Annotated in this window: 15 protein-coding genes; 5 read left to right on the forward strand and 10 right to left on the reverse strand. The window is 65.7% G+C overall.

Annotated elements, in window-relative coordinates; all coding sequences use genetic code 11:
• Positions 1-129: 129 nt before the first annotated feature.
• Both VK804_RS05195 and VK804_RS05200 read right to left on the reverse strand, forming a co-directional pair.
• Entirely contained in the window at positions 130-1,842 is a 1,713-nt protein-coding gene (locus VK804_RS05195) for a heparinase II/III family protein (RefSeq protein ID WP_325368574.1), read from the reverse strand.
• A gap of 155 nt (positions 1,843-1,997) precedes the next feature.
• Positions 1,998-3,344 carry an RsmB/NOP family class I SAM-dependent RNA methyltransferase gene (locus VK804_RS05200; protein ID WP_325368550.1) on the reverse strand — a complete coding sequence of 449 codons (1,347 nt, stop codon included), beginning with the start codon at positions 3,342-3,344 and terminating at the stop codon, positions 1,998-2,000.
• A 174-nt stretch (positions 3,345-3,518) separates the two neighbouring features.
• On the opposite strand from VK804_RS05200, the gene VK804_RS05205 reads away from it, so the two are divergent.
• Positions 3,519-3,737, forward strand: a complete 219-nt coding sequence (locus VK804_RS05205) for a DUF1674 domain-containing protein (RefSeq protein WP_325368552.1) — start codon at positions 3,519-3,521, stop codon at positions 3,735-3,737.
• Positions 3,738-3,875: 138 nt separating this feature from the next.
• On the opposite strand, the gene VK804_RS05210 is transcribed toward VK804_RS05205, so the two are convergent.
• From VK804_RS05210 to acs, 4 genes are all read right to left on the reverse strand, one after another.
• A complete protein-coding gene (locus VK804_RS05210; protein WP_325368554.1) occupies positions 3,876-4,388 on the reverse strand; it encodes a L,D-transpeptidase in 513 nt (170 codons plus the stop codon).
• A 381-nt stretch (positions 4,389-4,769) separates the two neighbouring features.
• On the reverse strand, positions 4,770-5,135 hold the full coding sequence (locus VK804_RS05215; RefSeq protein WP_325368556.1) for a hypothetical protein: 366 nt from the start codon (positions 5,133-5,135) through the stop codon (positions 4,770-4,772).
• Positions 5,136-5,150: 15 nt separating this feature from the next.
• Positions 5,151-6,089, reverse strand: a complete 939-nt coding sequence (locus VK804_RS05220) for a S8 family peptidase (protein WP_325368558.1) — start codon at positions 6,087-6,089, stop codon at positions 5,151-5,153.
• A 513-nt stretch (positions 6,090-6,602) separates the two neighbouring features.
• Positions 6,603-8,546, reverse strand: a complete 1,944-nt coding sequence (gene acs / locus VK804_RS05225) for an acetate--CoA ligase (protein WP_325368560.1) — start codon at positions 8,544-8,546, stop codon at positions 6,603-6,605.
• A 396-nt stretch (positions 8,547-8,942) separates the two neighbouring features.
• Between acs and VK804_RS05230 the strand changes: the two genes are divergently transcribed.
• Entirely contained in the window at positions 8,943-10,085 is a 1,143-nt protein-coding gene (locus VK804_RS05230; protein ID WP_325368562.1) for a DNA topoisomerase IB, read from the forward strand.
• A gap of 100 nt (positions 10,086-10,185) precedes the next feature.
• Here VK804_RS05230 and VK804_RS05235 read toward each other — a convergent pair whose 3' ends face one another.
• The 3 genes from VK804_RS05235 to tsaD all read right to left on the reverse strand — a co-directional run bounded on the left by VK804_RS05235 (position 10,186) and on the right by tsaD (position 12,961).
• Positions 10,186-10,599 (reverse strand): EVE domain-containing protein, encoded by a 414-nt coding sequence (locus tag VK804_RS05235; protein WP_325368576.1) that lies wholly within the window; start codon positions 10,597-10,599, stop codon positions 10,186-10,188.
• Between the two features lie 118 nt (positions 10,600-10,717).
• Positions 10,718-11,698, reverse strand: a complete 981-nt coding sequence (locus VK804_RS05240; RefSeq protein WP_325368564.1) for an NAD(P)H-dependent glycerol-3-phosphate dehydrogenase — start codon at positions 11,696-11,698, stop codon at positions 10,718-10,720.
• 189 nt (positions 11,699-11,887) lie between these two features.
• Positions 11,888-12,961 carry a tRNA (adenosine(37)-N6)-threonylcarbamoyltransferase complex transferase subunit TsaD gene (gene tsaD, locus VK804_RS05245; RefSeq protein ID WP_325368578.1) on the reverse strand — a complete coding sequence of 358 codons (1,074 nt, stop codon included), beginning with the start codon at positions 12,959-12,961 and terminating at the stop codon, positions 11,888-11,890.
• A gap of 137 nt (positions 12,962-13,098) precedes the next feature.
• Here tsaD and VK804_RS05250 point away from each other — a divergent pair, with 137 nt between their 5' ends.
• The 3 genes from VK804_RS05250 to VK804_RS05260 all read left to right on the forward strand — a co-directional run bounded on the left by VK804_RS05250 (position 13,099) and on the right by VK804_RS05260 (position 16,852).
• Positions 13,099-13,836 carry a uroporphyrinogen-III synthase gene (locus VK804_RS05250; RefSeq protein ID WP_325368566.1) on the forward strand — a complete coding sequence of 246 codons (738 nt, stop codon included), beginning with the start codon at positions 13,099-13,101 and terminating at the stop codon, positions 13,834-13,836.
• Between the two features lie 153 nt (positions 13,837-13,989).
• Entirely contained in the window at positions 13,990-15,120 is a 1,131-nt protein-coding gene (locus VK804_RS05255) for a hypothetical protein (protein WP_325368568.1), read from the forward strand.
• 7 nt (positions 15,121-15,127) lie between these two features.
• A complete protein-coding gene (locus VK804_RS05260; RefSeq protein WP_325368570.1) occupies positions 15,128-16,852 on the forward strand; it encodes a heme biosynthesis protein HemY in 1,725 nt (574 codons plus the stop codon).
• 138 nt (positions 16,853-16,990) lie between these two features.
• Here VK804_RS05260 and VK804_RS05265 read toward each other — a convergent pair.
• A partial coding sequence (locus tag VK804_RS05265) for a cysteine rich repeat-containing protein (protein WP_325368572.1) occupies positions 16,991-17,577 on the reverse strand: 587 nt, incomplete at its 5' end.

The raw sequence follows: 17,577 nt of genomic DNA on the forward strand, positions 1-17,577 counted from the left end.
TCCACGTCTTTGCTGCTCCCCAGGCAAAAAAAACGTGGATGGCCGGGTCAAGCTCGGCCATGACCAAAAAGAGATTTTTTTCAGGTCGATAGAAAGAACCTCAAAATACCGGATGCATTTCCGGTCATCCTACAACGGCAATTCCGGCTCGCGTCGCGCATTCCGCTTTGCGGTTGTCGCCGAAGGCGACGCCGCGGAGCGCACAAAGCTCCAGCGGACGCTGGAGGCCTGCTGGGAATCCTGCCGGATCACGATCTGCGCGGTGCGGCGCGGGCCGTCATTGCCGGCCAGGAACACGCTGTCTTCCAGTTCGACCTTGTCGTCGAGCGCCTCGAAGGTCCAGACGTCGCGGTTCGGCAAGACCAGCATGACGCCGCGGGCGTCGGAAAGCCGGCTCGCCTTCACCGACGGATGCAGATGAAACCGTACCGCATAATCGGTCTCGTTGCCCTTGATGCGCGCGCCCGGCGCCGGCGACACCGTATCCTCGCCGTCGAGCCGCGTGCCGTCCTGGGCGACCATCAGCACGCGGCGATGGATGACGCCGAACCGGTCCAGATAGCCGTCATGGGAGGTGGTCAGCAGCACGCCGTTGGCGACGGCCTCGCGATAGCTTTCGACGTTCGACGGCCCGGAGACGACAGGCGCGCCCTGCAGCAGCCGCTTCATCGCCGACAGCTCGACGAATTTGCAGGACGACGTCTCGTGGAAGGTCAGCGTCGAATGCGCCGCCGTCGAGCGGGCAAAGGTGCGCCAGTTGTCGCGGCCGGTTGAGGGCATGCCGCAATTGATGACGATGCGGCTCGGTCCCGACGATAGCTCGAACGACAGGCACCCGGCATGGGCGTCGTGGCTGACGCTCGGCGGCGGCGGCGGGCCGGTATCCATGATCACGGCCATCGCGCTTGCGTCGAGGCGCTGATAGCCGGTGTGCGGCATGTTCGCCATCGGCGCGCCGTGGGTGTCGTCATAGGCGAGCAATGTCGCCAGCAGATCGGAGGGCGCGCTGCTCATGCCGTTGAACAGCGCAAAACTGCCGTCGCCGTGCCGGAAGAAGCGCAGCATCGGCATCATGCGGTCGATCGCGTTCAACAGCGCCGGCGGCGGCGCGATATTGCGGGCGGCAAAGGTCTGCCGCAGCGGCAACAGGTCGATCAAGAGTTCGATCAGCGCGCCGGGGTTGCGTGAAATGTGCCCGCCATCGGGCAGGATCTGCCGCTGCAATTCGTCCGACAGCTTTCGTGTGGCGGCGCGGATGTGGCGGGCCTGGTTGGCCAGGCACAGCGAGGCGTAGCACAGCGCGATCAGGACCTGCAGTCGCGGCACGCCGTCGATGTCCATCATGGTGTAGCGCAGATAGCGGATTTCGCGGGCAAGGCCTCGCAAGTACCGCCGGTAGAATTTGCCGTCGGTATCGCCGAGCACCAATGGGGCCTGCGACAACAGCGAGATGACGCGGCGCGCCAGCACGTCGGCGCGGCGGCCGGTCGGGCGCTTGCGCGCCAGATTCGAAAGCCAGTCGTCGACCAGCGAGCGCGCATTGGCGCGGGTCAGCGCGGTGTCGGCAGCGCGCAGGTGCCGCAACCAGCCGAAGCCGAGCAGCGCCACTTCCCAATCTTCCGACGGCGGCTCGAGGTCGAAGATCGAGCGGCCGTGGCAGGTCACGATCTTGCCAGCGAACACGAAGCGGCCGGCATAGATCTCGGCCGCGCGGGTGGCATCCGCAGTGCGCAGATCGTGCGGGGCGATGATCAGCCGGTCGGTGCGGCCCGGCCACAGCCGCGACAGCGCCACCGAGCCGCCGCTCGCGCGCGCCATCATGTTCCGCGCGAAGCGGCCCATGATCAGCGTCGAGATGCGTCTGCGTTGAGCGACCGACACGCCTGCCCTGGATTGGAGGATTCCGATTTGCGAATCCTTTTAATCCGGAAACGCCGCCAAGACACCATCTTGAAAGCGCGCGAATCAGCGCAACGGCATGAAAATCCGGTGTGAAATCAGGATTTAACCAGCCGCGCGGCGTAAAAGCCGTCGAGCCCGCCCAGCCGGGGGTCCTGATGCGGCAGGTGGCAGGGCAGCGTCCGCAAATCGCCGTCAGGGGTGAGGATTTCGACGAGGCCCGCGACCTCGCTGGCCGCGATCGGCGCGCGGCGGATGGTGGGCTCAGTGGCGAGCAGGCCTTCGACCACCTGTTCGCCCTCTTCCGGTTCCAGCGAACAGGTGCAATAGACCAGCGTCCCGCCTGGTTTCAGCAGCGCTGCGGCCTTCTGCAGCAGGCGTTTCTGCAGCGCCGTCAGCGCGCCGATGTCGGCCTCCTGCCGCAGCCAGGCGACGTCGGGATGCCTGCGGATGGTGCCGGTCGAGGTGCAGGGCGCGTCGATCAGGATAGCGTCGAAGCCCTCGCTGGTTCCCGGCCACTCGGCGGCATCGGCGACCACGGTCTCCGCCTGCAGCGAAAGCCGCGTGAGATTGTCGTTGAGCCGCGCCATGCGGCCGACCGAGCGGTCGACCGCGGTAACGCGCGCGCCGGCCTGGACCAGCTGTGCCGTCTTGCCGCCGGGTGCCGCGCAGAGATCAGCCACGGTCTTGCCGGCGACGTCGCCGAGCAGGCGCGCCGGCAGTGCGGCGGCGGCGTCCTGCACCCACCAATGGCCTTCGGCAAAGCCCGGCAGCATGGTCACCGAGCCCTGCAGCAGCGTGCGCACGGTTCCGGTCGGCAGGATTTCGCCGTGCAGGCGGGTAGCCCACTGGTCGGGATCGGATTTCGCGGTGATATCGAGCGATGGGTCGTGGCTGAGCGCAACCGCGATGTCGCGCGCGACGCTCTCGCCGTAATGGACGCTCCAGCGCTTGAGCAGCCACGGCGGAATATCGAGCGTCTGCCCCTTGACCTCGTCGATCAAGGGCTGCCCTTCGCGCGCGCAGCGGCGCAGCACGGCGTTGACGAGGCCGGCATATTTGGCGGCGCGCCGGTCCGATTGCACCAGCCGCACCGACAGGTCGACCGCGGCATGGTCGGGCACATCCATCCAGAGGATTTGCGCAGCCCCGATCAGAAGCGCGCTTTGCGCGCGCGGCGCGTCGGTCGGAATGCCGCGGTCGAGCAGCCGTGACAAGAGATGACCGAGCGTGCCGAGCCGCCGCAGGATGGTCGCCACCAGCCGCCGCATCAAAGCACGGTCGCGATCGGACAGCGTCTTCACGCCGGGATGCGCGGTAGGTCCATCGAGCTGCTCGTCGAGAGTGCGGTGCTTATGCAGCACGCCGTCCAGAATATCCGCTGCGATCCGCCGCGCCGCGAGACCGGGCACCTCGGATGGCAGTGCAAATCGTTGGGGGGGCATGGAGCGGGAACATCTCGGGAGATTGGATGGCGATTCGCGTTTCAGTCTATGCCATCTGGAGCAACAACACCTGTGCCACGGCAATATGCCAAACATAAGAATCGCCCTGGCGATTTCACGTTCGCGGCATCATCTGTAGGCGGGAGCCCTCAGGTAGAGCGCCGGAGAGCTGGAATGACTGATGATCCTGCACGGCCGGCAACGGCCCCATCCGAACCGGAGCGCAAACAGCTTGCGCCGGCGGCCCAGCGTGCGCTTGCGGAGGCCGAAGCGCGCCGGCAGGCGGCGGAGGCCGCCGCCAAGCCGCTGCCTAAGGAGTTCCAGGGGCCGAAGGGACCGGAACCGACCCGCTATGGCGACTGGGAGAACAAGGGCATCGCGTCCGATTTTTGAGGCGAGAAAACAGAAAAGCCGCGCAACCGGCGCGGCTTTTTCTTTCGTCATTCCGGGATGGTCCGAAGGACCAGACCTGGAATCTCGAGATTCCGGGTTCGGTCGCTGCGCGCCCGCCCCGGAATGACATTCATGATCTCAGCGCGTCACCACCACCCTCGTGCCGACGGAGACGCGCTGGTAGAGGTCGGTGATATCCGGGTTCAGCATCCGGATGCAGCCGTAAGAGACAAAACCGCCGACCGAGCCCGGCATGTTGGTGCCGTGGATGGCGTATTCGCCGCCGGCCAAGGTCATCGCGGCGACGCCCATCGGATTGCGTGGCGAGCCGCCCGGGATCACGTCCGGCATCGACGGCTTGTCGTGCTTGACTTCGGCGGGCGGTGACCAGGCCGGATTGCGGTACTTGCCGTCGATCCGGGTGGTGCCCGCCCACTGCTTGCCCGCCTTGCCGACGCCGACCGGATAGCGCACCGCGTGATCCTGATCGACCACCAGATAGAGCCGGCGCTCATTGGTCTTGATCACGATGGTCCCCGGCGAATAATCGCCCCGGAAGCCGACCACGTCCGGCCGCGCCTGCGCCGCCGTCGACATCAACATCCCAGCCCCGATGGTGGCCGCCAGCGCCACCGCAATCCTCAACGACATCAATCGCTCCATTTCCGCTTCGCTCGGCCCCTCCGGGGCGTGAAATTCGATGCAAATCCCGCAAGACCCACAATTTGCCGCCGGTTTTGCCCACGTATTGTTAACCGCTTGCGTTAACCAAGAGGTTTCCGCGAGGGCTGCACCGGGGGTCCAGCAGGGCTGAGGGAAGGAAAAGTTCGAAACAAAGTAAATGCCCGGAAAACAACACTCGCCGAAAAACGTACTGGCGGGGCGGGGTTGTCCCTGGCGATTGCGTGGGGCGGGATTGGTTCGGGTAGGGGGCGTCGCTGCCGCAAGGCTACGCTCCCTCGCCCCACTTCGGCGGGGCGAGGTCTGCAGACGTTGATCGTGTCGTCGATTCGTTAAGGCAGGCCGGATGTACTACCGGACGAGGATCATTGGCGCGGTATCTTCGATCACGCTCTCGACTTCCGGGAATCGCGTGATCTCATCGGCGAGCTCTTTGGTGGTGACGATCGAAACGATGCCGAAGGAACTCGGATCGCCGATTTGCACAAGTTCGTAGCGACGGTTGGTCCGATCGACATAATCCATCAGATGCTGGAAAAACGCCTTGCTCGACGCGACGCCGCGCTCGACCACTTGGCCGCGCGTCAGTGGTGACGGCGTCGGCGGTCGACGTCGCGCGAGCGTGACGAGGAAGGGTTTTGCCTCCTCCTCCAACGCATTGTGCCCTGCACCAAAAGGATAGAGATTCATAGCCATGGGTTCCACCATACGGGGCAAATATATGACTTTTCCTTAAACAACGCCAGTCCGCTCATCGAAACGGGCCAGCCCCGCCCCCACCCGGTGGGCCGGCTGGGCGGGCAGCGGCAGGCAAGTTCCCATGACGATTTGCCGAATCTCGGCCGCCGACGCGCCCGGTCTTGCCGCTCTATGTAAGGCAGCAATACCAGTCACATAAGGGGCCGCCATGCTGGTTCCATTGGAGGCGCCGTAATAGGACCGGCCGTCACAGTCGCGCTCGGTGCATGAAAAGACGTCCACGCCATAGCCGACGACGTCCGGCTTTTCCGCCTCGATCGGCCCGCGGATATCGCGCCGGTTTCCTGAAAACGACGCGACGTCATGAGAGAAGCTGACCGCGCCAACCCCGAGGGTCTCGCCGAAAGCGGCCGGATATCCGTACGTATCCTCCCCGGCATTGCCTATCGCAGCGATGGTCAGCACGTTAGCCTCCATAAGATCCTGGATGACATAACGCATTGCCCGGATGCGGGTTTCATATTCGGCGGGGGTAATATCGCCCGGCGCGTTCGCGGCCAAAGCCAGCGACAGGTTGACCACGGCCGGAAGGTGCTGGTTTTCGTCTTTTGCAAACCTCTCCAGCAGCCATTCCAACCCCTTCACGATCCGCGTCAGGGTCGTCAGCGTCCTTTCGCTTTCGATCACCGAGGCCATGTAGAATTTCGCGCCCGGCACGATCCCGCGCGTTTTTCCAGAAATTATGCCGCTGACGTGAGTACCGTGATGATCGGTGTCGAAGCCGAATACGTCGCGGAACGGCCAACCCTGGCTCTTCGGGTAGTTGCCGATGTACCGGAAGTTGACAGTCTTGCCTGCAAACTCATCGTGCCCGGCATCGACGCCGGTATCGAGCGCGCCGACCAGCACCCCGCGACCGTCGATTCCTCCCTTGTGGGCGCGAGGAATGCCGCTTTCCTCAGACCACGGCACCGCGGCCAGCTTCTCCGCGGCTTCCTTGCCTGTGATCCGACGAACTCGAATTGACCTGCGTCCTCCGGTTCGCGAAAGGCGGCGACGGTTACGCCGAGCATGTCCAGTTCTTCGAAGACGCCCGACGCATGCTCCCGCTCATGAAGATTGGCCGAGGCCGGCTGATACCCGTGTCTGGCGAGGGCCGCGGCAGCGCGCGGTTCGACATAGGCAAATCCAGAGCGGAGCGCGGCGGCCCGCGCAGGCGTACCTTGCTGACGAGTTCTCCCTTCCAGGCGTGGAATGAACAATCCACGGCAGCTGTAGGAATCCTGCAAAGCCATTTCCCGGGCAGGGTCGGTGGACACCCTCCGCACTGGAGCCGCCGCCATCGCTTGCGCTGTCATCGAGGGTCCCCTCCGGTCCGATAGCCAACACAAAGAGGATCGTCGCTCAAAAGTTGCAAAGATTCAAGTCGCATAGCGCCTCGGCAACAAGAACATCGAGACGATCTTGGCGACCGAGCGGTCGGTCTCAAATTTTCTTGTTCTGCCGGTGTTGCAGGAGATCGTCGACCACCGCGGGGTCGGCCAGTGTCGAGGTGTCGCCGAGGCTGCCCGGCTCGTCCTCGGCGATCTTGCGCAGGATGCGGCGCATGATTTTTCCGGAGCGGGTTTTGGGCAGTCCCGGCGCGAACTGGATCTGATCGGGGGAGGCGATCGGGCCGATGTCCTTGCGCACCCACGCCACCAGTTCCTTGCGCAGGTCCTCGCTCGGCTCGACGCCGATCATCAGCGTCACATAGGCGTAGATGCCCTGGCCCTTGATGTCGTGTGGATAGCCGACCACGGCGGCCTCCGAGACTTTCGGATTCGCCACCAGCGAGCTTTCGACTTCGGCGGTGCCCATGCGGTGGCCGGAGACGTTGATGACGTCGTCGACGCGGCCGGTGATCCAGTAATAGCCGTCGGCATCGCGGCGGCAGCCGTCGCCGGTGAAATATTTGCCCTTGTAGGTCGAGAAATAGGTCTGCTCGAAGCGGGCATGGTCGCCATAGACGGTGCGCATCTGGCCCGGCCATGACCGGGCGATGCAGAGATTGCCGCTGCATTCGCCGTCCAGCACCTTGCCGTCGGCGTCGACGATTTCGGGCACCACGCCGAAGAACGGATTGGTTGCCGAACCGGGTTTCAATTTGGTCGCGCCGGGCAGCGGCGTAATCAAAATGCCGCCGGTTTCGGTCTGCCACCAGGTATCGACGATCGGGCAGCGCTCGTCGCCGACCACGCGGTGATACCATTCCCAGGCTTCAGGATTGATCGGCTCGCCGACCGAGCCGAGCAGGCGCAGGCTCTTGCGCGAGGTCTTCTTCACGGGATCGTCGCCGGATTGCATCAACGCGCGGATCGCAGTCGGCGCGGTGTAGAAGATGTTGACCTTGTGCTTGTCGATGACGTTCCAGAACCGCGAATTGTCGGGATAGTTCGGCACGCCCTCGAACATCAGCGTGGTCGCGCCGTTGGCGAGCGGCCCGTAGAGGATGTAGCTGTGGCCGGTAACCCAGCCGACGTCGGCGGTGCACCAGTAGATGTCGCCGTCGTGATAGTCGAACACGTATTGATGCGTCATCGACGCGAACACCAGGTAGCCGCCGGAAGTGTGCAGCACGCCCTTGGGCTGGCCGGTCGAGCCCGAGGTGTAGAGGATGAACAGCGGATCCTCGGCGTGCATGTGCTCGGCCGGGCATTCCGTGGTCACCATCTTCGCGGCCTCGTGGTACCAGAGGTCGCGCGAGGGATTCATGTCGATCTTGGAGCCGGTGCGCTTGACCACGACCACCCAGTCGACCCCGCCGGTCTTGGCGATCGCGGCATCGACATTGGCCTTCAGCGGCACCTTCTTGCCGCCGCGCAGGCCCTCGTCGGCTGTTATCACCACTTTCGACTGGCAGTCGTTGATGCGCTGGGCGAGGCTGTCGGGGGAGAAGCCCGCGAATACCACCGAATGGATGGCGCCGATCCGCGCGCAGGCCAGCATCGCATAGGCCGCTTCCGGGATCATCGGCAGGTAGATGGTGACGCGGTCGCCCTTCTTGACGTTGCGGGTGCGCAGGATGTTGGCCATCCGGCAGACCTCGTCGTGCAGCTGCCGGTAGGTGATGTGCTTGGATTCGGCGGGATTGTCGCCCTCCCAGATGATCGCGGTCTGGTCACCGCGCTTCTCCAGATGCCGGTCGATGCAGTTCCAGGCGACATTGAGCACGCCGTCCTCGAACCATTTGATCGAGATATGGCCGGGCGCGAACGAGGTGTTTTCGACCTTGGTGAAAGGCTTCATCCAGCCGATGCGCTTGGCCTGTTCGGCCCAGAAGGCGTTGGGATCGCTGATCGAACGCGCATACATTTCCTTGTATTTGGCTTGATCGACCCACGCCCGCTTGGCCCAATCCGCCGGCACGTCGTAAATTTTCTCGGACATTTTACCCTCCACCGTGGCGGCCAGTGCACGCGAGACACCGCAAGCCGTCTTCATTGTTGCGGCGATTATGCGTCCGGCCCGATGGCGCCGACAAGCGGAACAAATAGGACCTTCGGCGGAGCTTTCGCTTGCGCCGGATCAATTCGAAGGCCGCGGACGAGCCCTGCCGCGGCCACGGCCCGTTCATCACGTTCGCGTTTTCCGGTAGTCAAAAGGCCGCATGAGACCGCTGCGCTCCCAGCGAACGGTAACTAGTAACCTCTGGCGTCGGGCGGCGGGCTGGCGCTCACGGCAAATACCCCCTAAATGGCCACCCCGGGGCGCGAGCCCCCTGCCGGAACAAAACAACAATCGCCGGCATTAGCAGGGTGTATCAGGAGCAAGGCGTCTAAAGTCATGATGGATCAGCAGAATTTCGAGCCCGCACCGCGGCCCGCTTCCGCCGATCCTGCCGTGGCTTTGGCGGAGGCGCTTGGCCAGCTGCCGAAGGCGCCGGTCGCCAAGCCGAAACCGGGGGCCTCCGTGGAAGCGCTGGCCGCTGATCTCGGCCTGACGCTCGGCGACCAGAACCAGCTCACCATCCGCCGCATCAAGCGCGGCAAGAGCTATTCCTTCGTGCGCGCCAACGGCACGGCGATCAAGCACACTGGCACCATCCGCCGCCTGCACTCGATGGCGGTGCCGCCGGCTTATGAAGAGGTGCGCTATTCGCCCGACCCGAATTCGCATCTGCAGGCGGTCGGCCGCGACGCCGCCGGCCGGCTGCAATACCGCTATCATTCCGACTGGGAAAAAGTCCGCGAGCATCGCAAGGCGCATCGACTGGCGCGGCTGGTCGCGGCGCTGCCAAAGATCCGGCGCAACGTCTCGATGCACCTGTCGGGCGATCAGCCGACCCGCGAATTCGCGCTGTCGGCTGTCATCGAACTGATCGCGCGCACCGCGATCCGGCCCGGCAATGAATCCTACGCCCGCCTCAACGGCACCCGCGGCGCCACCACGATGCTGAAGTCCAATGTGACGCTCGAAGACGACTGCGTCGTGCTGACCTTCAAGGCCAAGGGCGGCAAGGCCGTACGCAAGGAATGCGACGCGGCGAAACTGGTGCGCGCCATCGGCATCCTGCGTGACGTTCCCGGCAAGCGCATGTTCCAGTATCGCGATGCTTCCGGCACCGTGCGGGCTGTTTCCACCACCCAAGTGAATGCCTTTCTGCGCGAGATCGCCGGCATCAAGATTTCGCTGAAGGATTTTCGCACGCTCATGGCGTCCGCCGTGGTGCTGGAATCGCTGTCGCGGATTTCGCCGGCGGCCAGCGCCCGCGGCCGGCGCAAGCAGGTGCTCGAAGCCGTCCGCGCCGCCGCGGACGAACTGTCGAATACGCCCGCGATCTGCCGCAAGAGCTACGTCCACGACACCATCGTCACCGCCTTCGAAGACGGCATCCTCGAACGTTTTGCCGCGACCATGAAGGGTTACCGCTCGCAGTCCAAGCGCGAAGCGCTGCTGGCGCAAGTGGTGACGGCCGCGGCGGCGTAGCGCTTCCACCGTCATTGCGAGGAGCGCTTGCGACGAAGCAATCCATCTCTCAGCGATTGCCGGACCATGGATTGCTTCGCTGCGCTCGCAATGACGAGCCTTACAATCCGCCCATCTTGCAGACGATCTTCCACTCTTCCGTCGTTACCGGCTGCACCGACAGCCGTGAATATTTCACCAGCGCCATATCACTGAGCCGCTTGTCGGCCTTGATCGCGGCCATCGTCACCGGCGTCTTCAGCGGCTCGTCCGCCTTGATGTCGACGCACACGAACTTGCCGGTCTTGTCGGTCGGGTCGGGATAGGCCTCCTTGATCACCTCGGCGATGCCGACGATGTCCTTGCCCTCGTTGGAATGATAGAAAAAGGCGCGGTCGCCCTTCTTCATCTTCACGAGGTTTTGCCGGGCGGTGAAATTGCGCACGCCGGTCCAGGCTTCGCCCTTGGCGCCTTTTGCCACCTGCTGGTCCCACGACCAGCTCGAAGGTTCGGATTTCACCAGCCAGTAATTCATGACGCCCACCACTCTGCCCGTCGTCATGGCCGGGCCTGTCCCGGCCATCCACGTCTTTCTATCATCAAGTTATCAAGACGTGGATGCCCGCGACAAGCGCGGGCATGACGAGGGAGATCTATCCCTCCGCCTTGAAGGGGCGCGTCAACAGGCTCTCGATCGCCGCATCGATTGTCAGCGCGCCGCTCAAGATCGCCGCCACCGCCTTTGATACCGGCATATCGACGTCTTGCGAAGCCGCCAGTTCGACCAGCACCGGCGCGGTGAATTCGCCCTCGGCAAGCTTGTCCGCTGGCCGCGCTTCGCCGCGGCCGAGCGCGATGCCGAGCGCGAGGTTGCGCGATTGCGGGCTGGAACAGGTCAGGATCAGGTCGCCGAGCCCCGAGAGCCCCGCCATGGTCTCGCCGCGCGCGCCGCAGGCGCGGCCGAGGCGGACAAGTTCAGAAAAACCGCGCGTGGTCAGCGCCGCCTGCGCCGAGGGACCGAGCTTTCTCCCAACCGCGATGCCGGCGGCGATCGCCAGCACGTTCTTCGCCGCGCCGCCGATCTCGACGCCCCTGATGTCCGTGGTGTGATAGGGCCGGAAGGTCGCAGACCCCAGCGCCTGCACCAGCGCGCGCGCCAGCTCTTCGTCCTTTGCCGCAAGCGTCACCGCCGTGGGCAGGCCGCGCGCCACATCCTGCGCAAAACTCGGTCCCGAAAGGATCGCAGGTTGCGCGCCGGGCGCAGTTTCCGCGATCACCTCGGTCATGAATTTGTGGGTGCCGCGCTCGATGCCCTTTGCGGTGGCGATGACCGGCGTGGCGCCGGCGAGATGCGGGGCAAGCGCCGCGACCGCCGCACGCAATTGCTGCGCCGGCGTCGCGATCAGGATGATGTCGGCACGCGCCGCCCGCGTGATGTCGGCGCTCACGGCGATGCCGGCGTCCAGCCGCGCTAGCGGCAGTTTCGGATTGACCCGCGTGCCCGCGATTGCGCCGGCGCGCGCCGCGTTGCGTGCGTAGAGCAAGACCTCGCGCCCCGCCCGCGCCGCTACTGATGCCAGCGCCGTGCCCCAGGCGCCCGCGCCGATCACCGCGACGGAGTTGAACGGCGGCATCGGCGGGACTCAGTGCGCTCCCTCGCCCCGCACTTGCGGGGAGAGGGTTGGGGTGAGGGGCTGCCTCAGCAAATTCTGAAGCTGAGGAGCGCGCGGAGAGTCCCCCTCACCCGGATCGCTGCGCGATCCGACCTCTCCCCGCAGGCGGGGAGAGGTTAAGATGCACTCGCGGCGTGATTCATTTTCCATCTAAAATCCCGCGCGCGTATTGGCGAATTTCGTCGGCGCCTTGGCGTTTTCATCGAGGAGCCAGCGCGCGCGGGGCGCCGCATCCATCGCATCGGTCATCCCCAGCGCCAGCCGCTCGGCGCCGGCCCAGGCGATCATCGCGCCGTTGTCGGTGCAGAGCGCGGGCGGCGGAATGATCAGCGTGGTCTGCGCCTTCGCCGCGACGTCCTGCAATGCGCCGCGGATCGCCTGATTGGCGGCGACGCCGCCAGCTGCGACCAGCGCACGCGGCGGCCCGAATTGTTCGTGGAACAATCGCAAGCCGACGCTGAGCCGGTCCGCCGTCGATTCCAGCACGGCGGCCTGAAAACCGGCGCAGAGATCGCGGATGTCCTGCGGCTCCATCGGATTGAGCCGGGAAGCCTCGTTGCGCACCGCCGTCTTCAATCCCGACAGCGAAAAATTCGCGTCAGGTCGCCCGAGCATCGGCCGCGGCAGCGAAAATCGCGAAGGGTCCCCGCCGCGCGCCGCGCGCTCGACCTCGGGGCCGCCCGGATAAGGCAGCCCCAGCATCTTCGCGACCTTGTCGAAGGCTTCGCCCATGGCGTCGTCGACGGTGGTGCCGAGCCGCACATATTGGCCGACGCCGATCACGGCGACGATCTGGGTGTGGCCGCCGGAGGCGAGGAACAGCAGATAGGGAAACGCCAGCGCGCAGGTCAGCCGCGGCGTCAGCGCGTGCGCCTCGAGATGATTGACCGCGATCAGCGGCGTGTCATGCACCATCGCGATCGCTTTTGCGGTCGTCAGTCCGACGATGACGCCGCCGATCAGGCCGGGGCCGGCGGCAGCCGCCACGCCGGAAAGCTGCGCGAACGAGACGTCTGCCTCCTTCATGGCGGCCTCCACCAGCCGATCGAGCACGTCGATATGGGCGCGCGCGGCGATTTCGGGCACCACGCCGCCGAAGGCTGCGTGCTCCTCGGTCTGCGAACGCACGATGTTGGACAGGATTTTCCCCGACCCGTCGCTGGAGCGCTCGACCACGGCGGCCGCGGTTTCATCGCAGGTGGTCTCGATCCCCAGCACCAGCATCCGCGCGTCGTTACCCAATGTGAGCCCTTGCGTTGGCCGTCAAATCGGCGTTTTTGCCTCATCTCCGGTAGCATTATGGGGTCGCAAGGTGCAATCGCCCGCGGCTACCAAAACCCCTTTCGATGGAAGCGTGAGGCATGGCCGTTCTCGTCACCCGCCCGCAGCCCGACGACGAGGCCACGGCCACAAGCCTGCGTGCGAGGGGTTTTGAGGTGCTCAAGGCGCCGATGCTGCGGTTCGAACCGGTGGCGTTCCAGGATGACGCTGAAATGCGCTACGGCGCGGTGATCGTGTCCAGCGCCAATGCGTTGCGCGGCGTGGAGTCGCAGCTTGCGGGTAAACCGCTGCTCAAACTGCCGCTGTTTGCGGTCGGCGAGCGGACCGCCGCCGCCGCCCGCGGCATCGGATTCGAGAACGTGATGACCGCGAACGGCGACGCCACGCGGCTGCGCGATCTCGTGCTCAAAAGCGTCAAGGCCAAGGCACTGAAGAAGACGAGCCCGCTGCTCTATCTGGCCGGCGCCGACCTGGCGCAGGATCTCTCCGGCGAGCTCGGCGAACGCGGCTTTACCGTGGTGACGCAGACCACCTACCGGATGGTGCCGGTCGCAAACCTGCCGGGCGAGGTGCGCGTGGCGTTTGCCGCCAACGGCATCGAGGCGGTGCTGCATTACTCCCGGCGCAGCGCGCGGGCCTTCCTCGAGGCGGCGCGCTCGGCCGGCGTCGAAATATCGGCGCTTTCGGTCCCGCAATGCTGCATTTCGGATGGGGTCGCAACCGTCTTGCACGACGCCGGGGCGACCCAGGTAATGGTAGCGGCCTCGCCGGACGAAAATGCCGTGTTCGGGGTGTTGGATCGTGCGTTGCGGCGCTGATCGCGTTAAAGAGCGTTTTCAGGCGAAGTGGACACCGGTTCGCGTCAAGAAAACGCGTCAAAACCAAAGATTAATTCTCGGTTCTGATCTAATCAGAACCGAGATACCGTCCGATTCTGGTAACCGCCGGCTGAAACCATAAGGGAACCGTCAATGGCTGAAGACAGCCCCCAAACCATTGAACCGGAAGCCGAATCGGCCCGCGCCAAGCGCCCGCCGCCGACCATCGATCTGGAGGCGACCGAGGTGTCGGGCGCCCCGGATGCCGCCACCGACGGGGAACCCGGCCAGTCTTCGCGGCGGCCCAAGGAGTCTGCGATTTCGACCTTTCTGATCGCCGCGGTGACCGGCGCTTGTGCCGCCGCGCTGGTGATTGCGGTCGCCGGGTCACTGGGATGGCCGGGCCAGACCGCCGCCCCTGCGCCGCCCGCCGCGCCCGCGGTCAATACGGCCGCGCTCGACGATCTCGCCGCGCGCGTCGCCGGCGTGGAGGCCAAACTCGGCAAGCCCGCGGCACCTGCGCCCGATGCAGCGCGCCTCGACGCGCTGGAGAAATCGCTTGCCGCCTTGCGCGGCGACCTCACAGCTTTGCGCGCGCAATCCGACAAGCTCGCCGCCGGCGTCAACGAGCTGAAATCGGCGCCGCGCGAAGCCGCCGCGGCGCCTGATCTGTCGGCGGTCAACGATCGCATCGCCGCGCTGGAAAAGACCGTGCGCGCGCAAACTAGCGAGATCGCGCAAGGCAGCGAAAAGCCGGCCGATGATTTGGCGCTGCGCCGCGTCGTGGCGGCCGCCATGCTCGATGTCACGGTGCGGACCGGCGAGCCCTTTGCCGCCGCGCTTTCGGCGGCGAAATCGCTTTCGCCGAGCCCTGAGATGTTGAAGCCGCTGGAGGAGTTTGCCGCGACCGGCGTGCCGAACCAGTTCAACCTCAGCCGCGAGCTATTGGCGCTGGTGCCGAAACTGTCGCCGCCGGCGGCGGAGAATTCCACCACCGGCGCCGGCCTGGTCGAGCGGCTGGAGGCGGGCGCCTCGAAACTGGTGCGCATCGAGCGCACCGATACGGTCGGCAACGATCGCGGCGCGGTGGTTTCGCGCGTCACCGCGGCGGCGCTGCGCAATGACTACAACGAGGCTAGGCGCGACCTGATGACGCTTTCGCCCGAAGACCGCGCGGCGGCTCAAGCCTGGCTCGACAAGGCCGACGCGCGCGATGCCGCGCTTGCCGCATCCCGAAAATTCGCGGCCGAGGCCATGACGGCGCTGGCGAAACCCGCGCAATAGGATTTCGATGTACCGCATCATTCTCTTTCTGCTGTTGATCGCGCTCGCGGCCGCCGGCGCGGCCTGGGTGGCCGATCAGACCGGCAATGTCGTGCTGTCAACCGCCGGCGTGAAGGTCACGATCACGCCTGCCGCGCTGGCGCTTGGCGTGGCCATCCTCGCGGCGATCCTGTTGTGGGCGATCGCGAGCGCGCTGTGGCGCATGCCGGAAAAGATCCGCCGCCGCCGGCGCGAGCGCCGTCAGGTTCGCGGCCGCCACGCCATCACCCATGGCCTGCTCGCGGTCGGCCATGGCGATGCCGCCAAGGCCCGCGCGCATGCCGAGGTCGCGCGCAAAAATGCCGGGGACGATCCGCTGGCGCTGCTGCTGCACGCGCAATCGGCGCAGCTCGAGGGCGATCGCGCCGGCGCGAACCGCGCCTTCCGCGCCATGACCGAGCGCGAGGACACCAGGCTGCTCGGCCTGCGCGGGCTATTCATCGAGGCGCAGCGGGCCGACGATCCCGTCTCTGCCGTGATGATCGCGGAAGACGCCTTGAAGATTTCGCCGGCCTCGACCTGGGCCTCGCAGGCGGTCTTGGGATTCCGCTGCGCCAGGGGCGACTGGAACGGCGCGCTTGCGATCCTCGACAACAATCTCGAATCCGGCCTGATCGACAAGAATGCCTTTCGGCGCCAGCGCGCCGTGCTGCTGACGGCGCGCGCGCTGGAACTGGAAGCCGTCGACCGCGATCTCTCGCGCGACAGCGTCATGGAAGCCGTGAAGCTGGCGCCGACGCTGGTGCCCGCCGCGGTGCTATCGGCCAAATACGACAGCGAGGCGCATCAGACGCGCCGCGCGATGCGCATTGTCGAGGCCGCGTGGCTCAAGCAGCCGCATCCCGATCTTGCGGATGCCTATGCGCATGTGCGGCTGGGGGATTCCGCGCGCCAGCGGCTGGTGCGGATCGAGACGCTGGCCGCGAAAGCACCCGGCCATCTCGAAAGCGCGCTGGCGCTGGCGCGTGCCGCGATCGACGCATCCGAATTTTCCAAGGCCCGCGAGGCGCTGGCGCGGTTCGTCGACGCGCCGACCCAGCGGGTGGCGCTGTTGATGGCCGAAATCGAGCGCAGCGAACATGGCGACAGCGGCCGTGCACGGGCCTGGACCTTGCGCGCGGTGCGCGCGCTGCACGATCCGGTGTGGACCGCGGACGGCTACGTCAGCGACAAATGGCGCCCGGTGTCGCCGGTGACCGGACGGCTCGACGCGTTCCAGTGGCAGACTCCGGTGGCCTCGCTGCCGTCCGACAGGGCCGCCGCAATCGAGGCAAAGGAATTCAACGAGGCGATGATGTCGACGCCGCGCCGCGTCGAGCCGCCGCGCGAGGCGGTGGTTGAGGAAGCGCCGGCGCCGGTGGCGCCGGCAGCGCAGGACAATTCCCCGGCCGCCGCGCCGGTAAAGCCGGCCGTCGTCGAACCGGCCCAGGCGGCAGCGCCAGCCCCCGCAGCAGAGCCCTCCCCGCCGCCCGCCCCCTCCGCGCCCGTGACTTCAGCGCCCTTGTTCCGCGCCCGCGCCGATCTCGCCAAGTCAAACCCCTCGCCCGTCCCGCCGATCGTTCCCATCGTCCGCGCCCCCGACGACCCCGGCATCGACGAGGAGCCCGTGAGCGATGAATTCGCCGAACCGATCAACCCGCCGCAAGGCCAGGCCAGCGGCTGGCGCGGATTTCTGGCGCGCTGGGGCGGTTAGAAGCGGCTAACTCGCTTTTCTTGTCATGGCCGGGCTTGTCCCGGCCATCCACGTCTTGTTGCGCCTCGTCAAGACGTGGATGCCCGGGTCAAGCCCGGGCATGACGAGCCCGTATAGCTCGCTCGCGTTATAATAATTTCAGAGATCCCCGCGTCCGAAGAGTTTGCTGCCCGCGGCGGTCCGCGACATCGCATCCCGGCAGGGATCGCTCACCTCCGCCATGTGCGATTTGATGCAGGCCCTGATCCCGCCGGTGCCCGGCACAACACCGGCGCACAGTTTCGCGACATCGGCCTTGCAGACCTTTCCGGTCACCGCCACCGTGTACACGCGCCCTTGGCAGCTTTCCGACAGCTCGGTCAAATGCGCTTTGACGCAGGCCTTGAGCCGGCCTTCGCCGGGCGCAATGCCGGCGCAAAACTTCTTGATATCGCCGGCGCAGGGCGCACCTGTCTCCTGCGCCACCGCGGCAGAACCGGACAGCAGCAGCGCGGTCAATATAACAAGCCCGGATCGCATTCCTGTCATCTTGGATTCCCCTGTCAGATTCAAAAAGCGCATTGCGATATATCCGAAATCCGGCTTTAGCAGTCTGCTGAAAAAGCCCTCGTCAGGGCCTACGGTTGATGATTCAATGTATATCATGAATCGTCGGGGGCTCGCATGCGGGGCAGTTTTACGGATCAGGGCGGGTTGTTTTCGTACATCTCGCCGGAGACGCGAGT

It is taken from the genome of Bradyrhizobium sp., assembly GCF_035484855.1.
Lineage (GTDB): Bacteria > Pseudomonadota > Alphaproteobacteria > Rhizobiales > Xanthobacteraceae > Bradyrhizobium.

Coding starts and splice junctions, on each gene's coding strand:
- VK804_RS05235 (WP_325368576.1), bottom strand. CDS start 10,599: ATGAATTACTGGCTGGTGAAATCCGAACCTTCGAGCTGGTCGTGGGAC.
- VK804_RS05230 (WP_325368562.1), top strand. CDS start 8,943: ATGATGGATCAGCAGAATTTCGAGCCCGCACCGCGGCCCGCTTCCGCC.
- VK804_RS05210 (WP_325368554.1), bottom strand. CDS start 4,388: ATGTCGTTGAGGATTGCGGTGGCGCTGGCGGCCACCATCGGGGCTGGG.
- VK804_RS05200 (WP_325368550.1), bottom strand. CDS start 3,344: ATGCCCCCCCAACGATTTGCACTGCCATCCGAGGTGCCCGGTCTCGCG.
- VK804_RS05250 (WP_325368566.1), top strand. CDS start 13,099: ATGGCCGTTCTCGTCACCCGCCCGCAGCCCGACGACGAGGCCACGGCC.
- tsaD (WP_325368578.1), bottom strand. CDS start 12,961: ATGCTGGTGCTGGGGATCGAGACCACCTGCGATGAAACCGCGGCCGCC.
- acs (WP_325368560.1), bottom strand. CDS start 8,546: ATGTCCGAGAAAATTTACGACGTGCCGGCGGATTGGGCCAAGCGGGCG.
- VK804_RS05240 (WP_325368564.1), bottom strand. CDS start 11,698: ATGCCGCCGTTCAACTCCGTCGCGGTGATCGGCGCGGGCGCCTGGGGC.
- VK804_RS05195 (WP_325368574.1), bottom strand. CDS start 1,842: ATGGGCCGCTTCGCGCGGAACATGATGGCGCGCGCGAGCGGCGGCTCG.
- VK804_RS05260 (WP_325368570.1), top strand. CDS start 15,128: ATGTACCGCATCATTCTCTTTCTGCTGTTGATCGCGCTCGCGGCCGCC.
- VK804_RS05205 (WP_325368552.1), top strand. CDS start 3,519: ATGACTGATGATCCTGCACGGCCGGCAACGGCCCCATCCGAACCGGAG.
- VK804_RS05255 (WP_325368568.1), top strand. CDS start 13,990: ATGGCTGAAGACAGCCCCCAAACCATTGAACCGGAAGCCGAATCGGCC.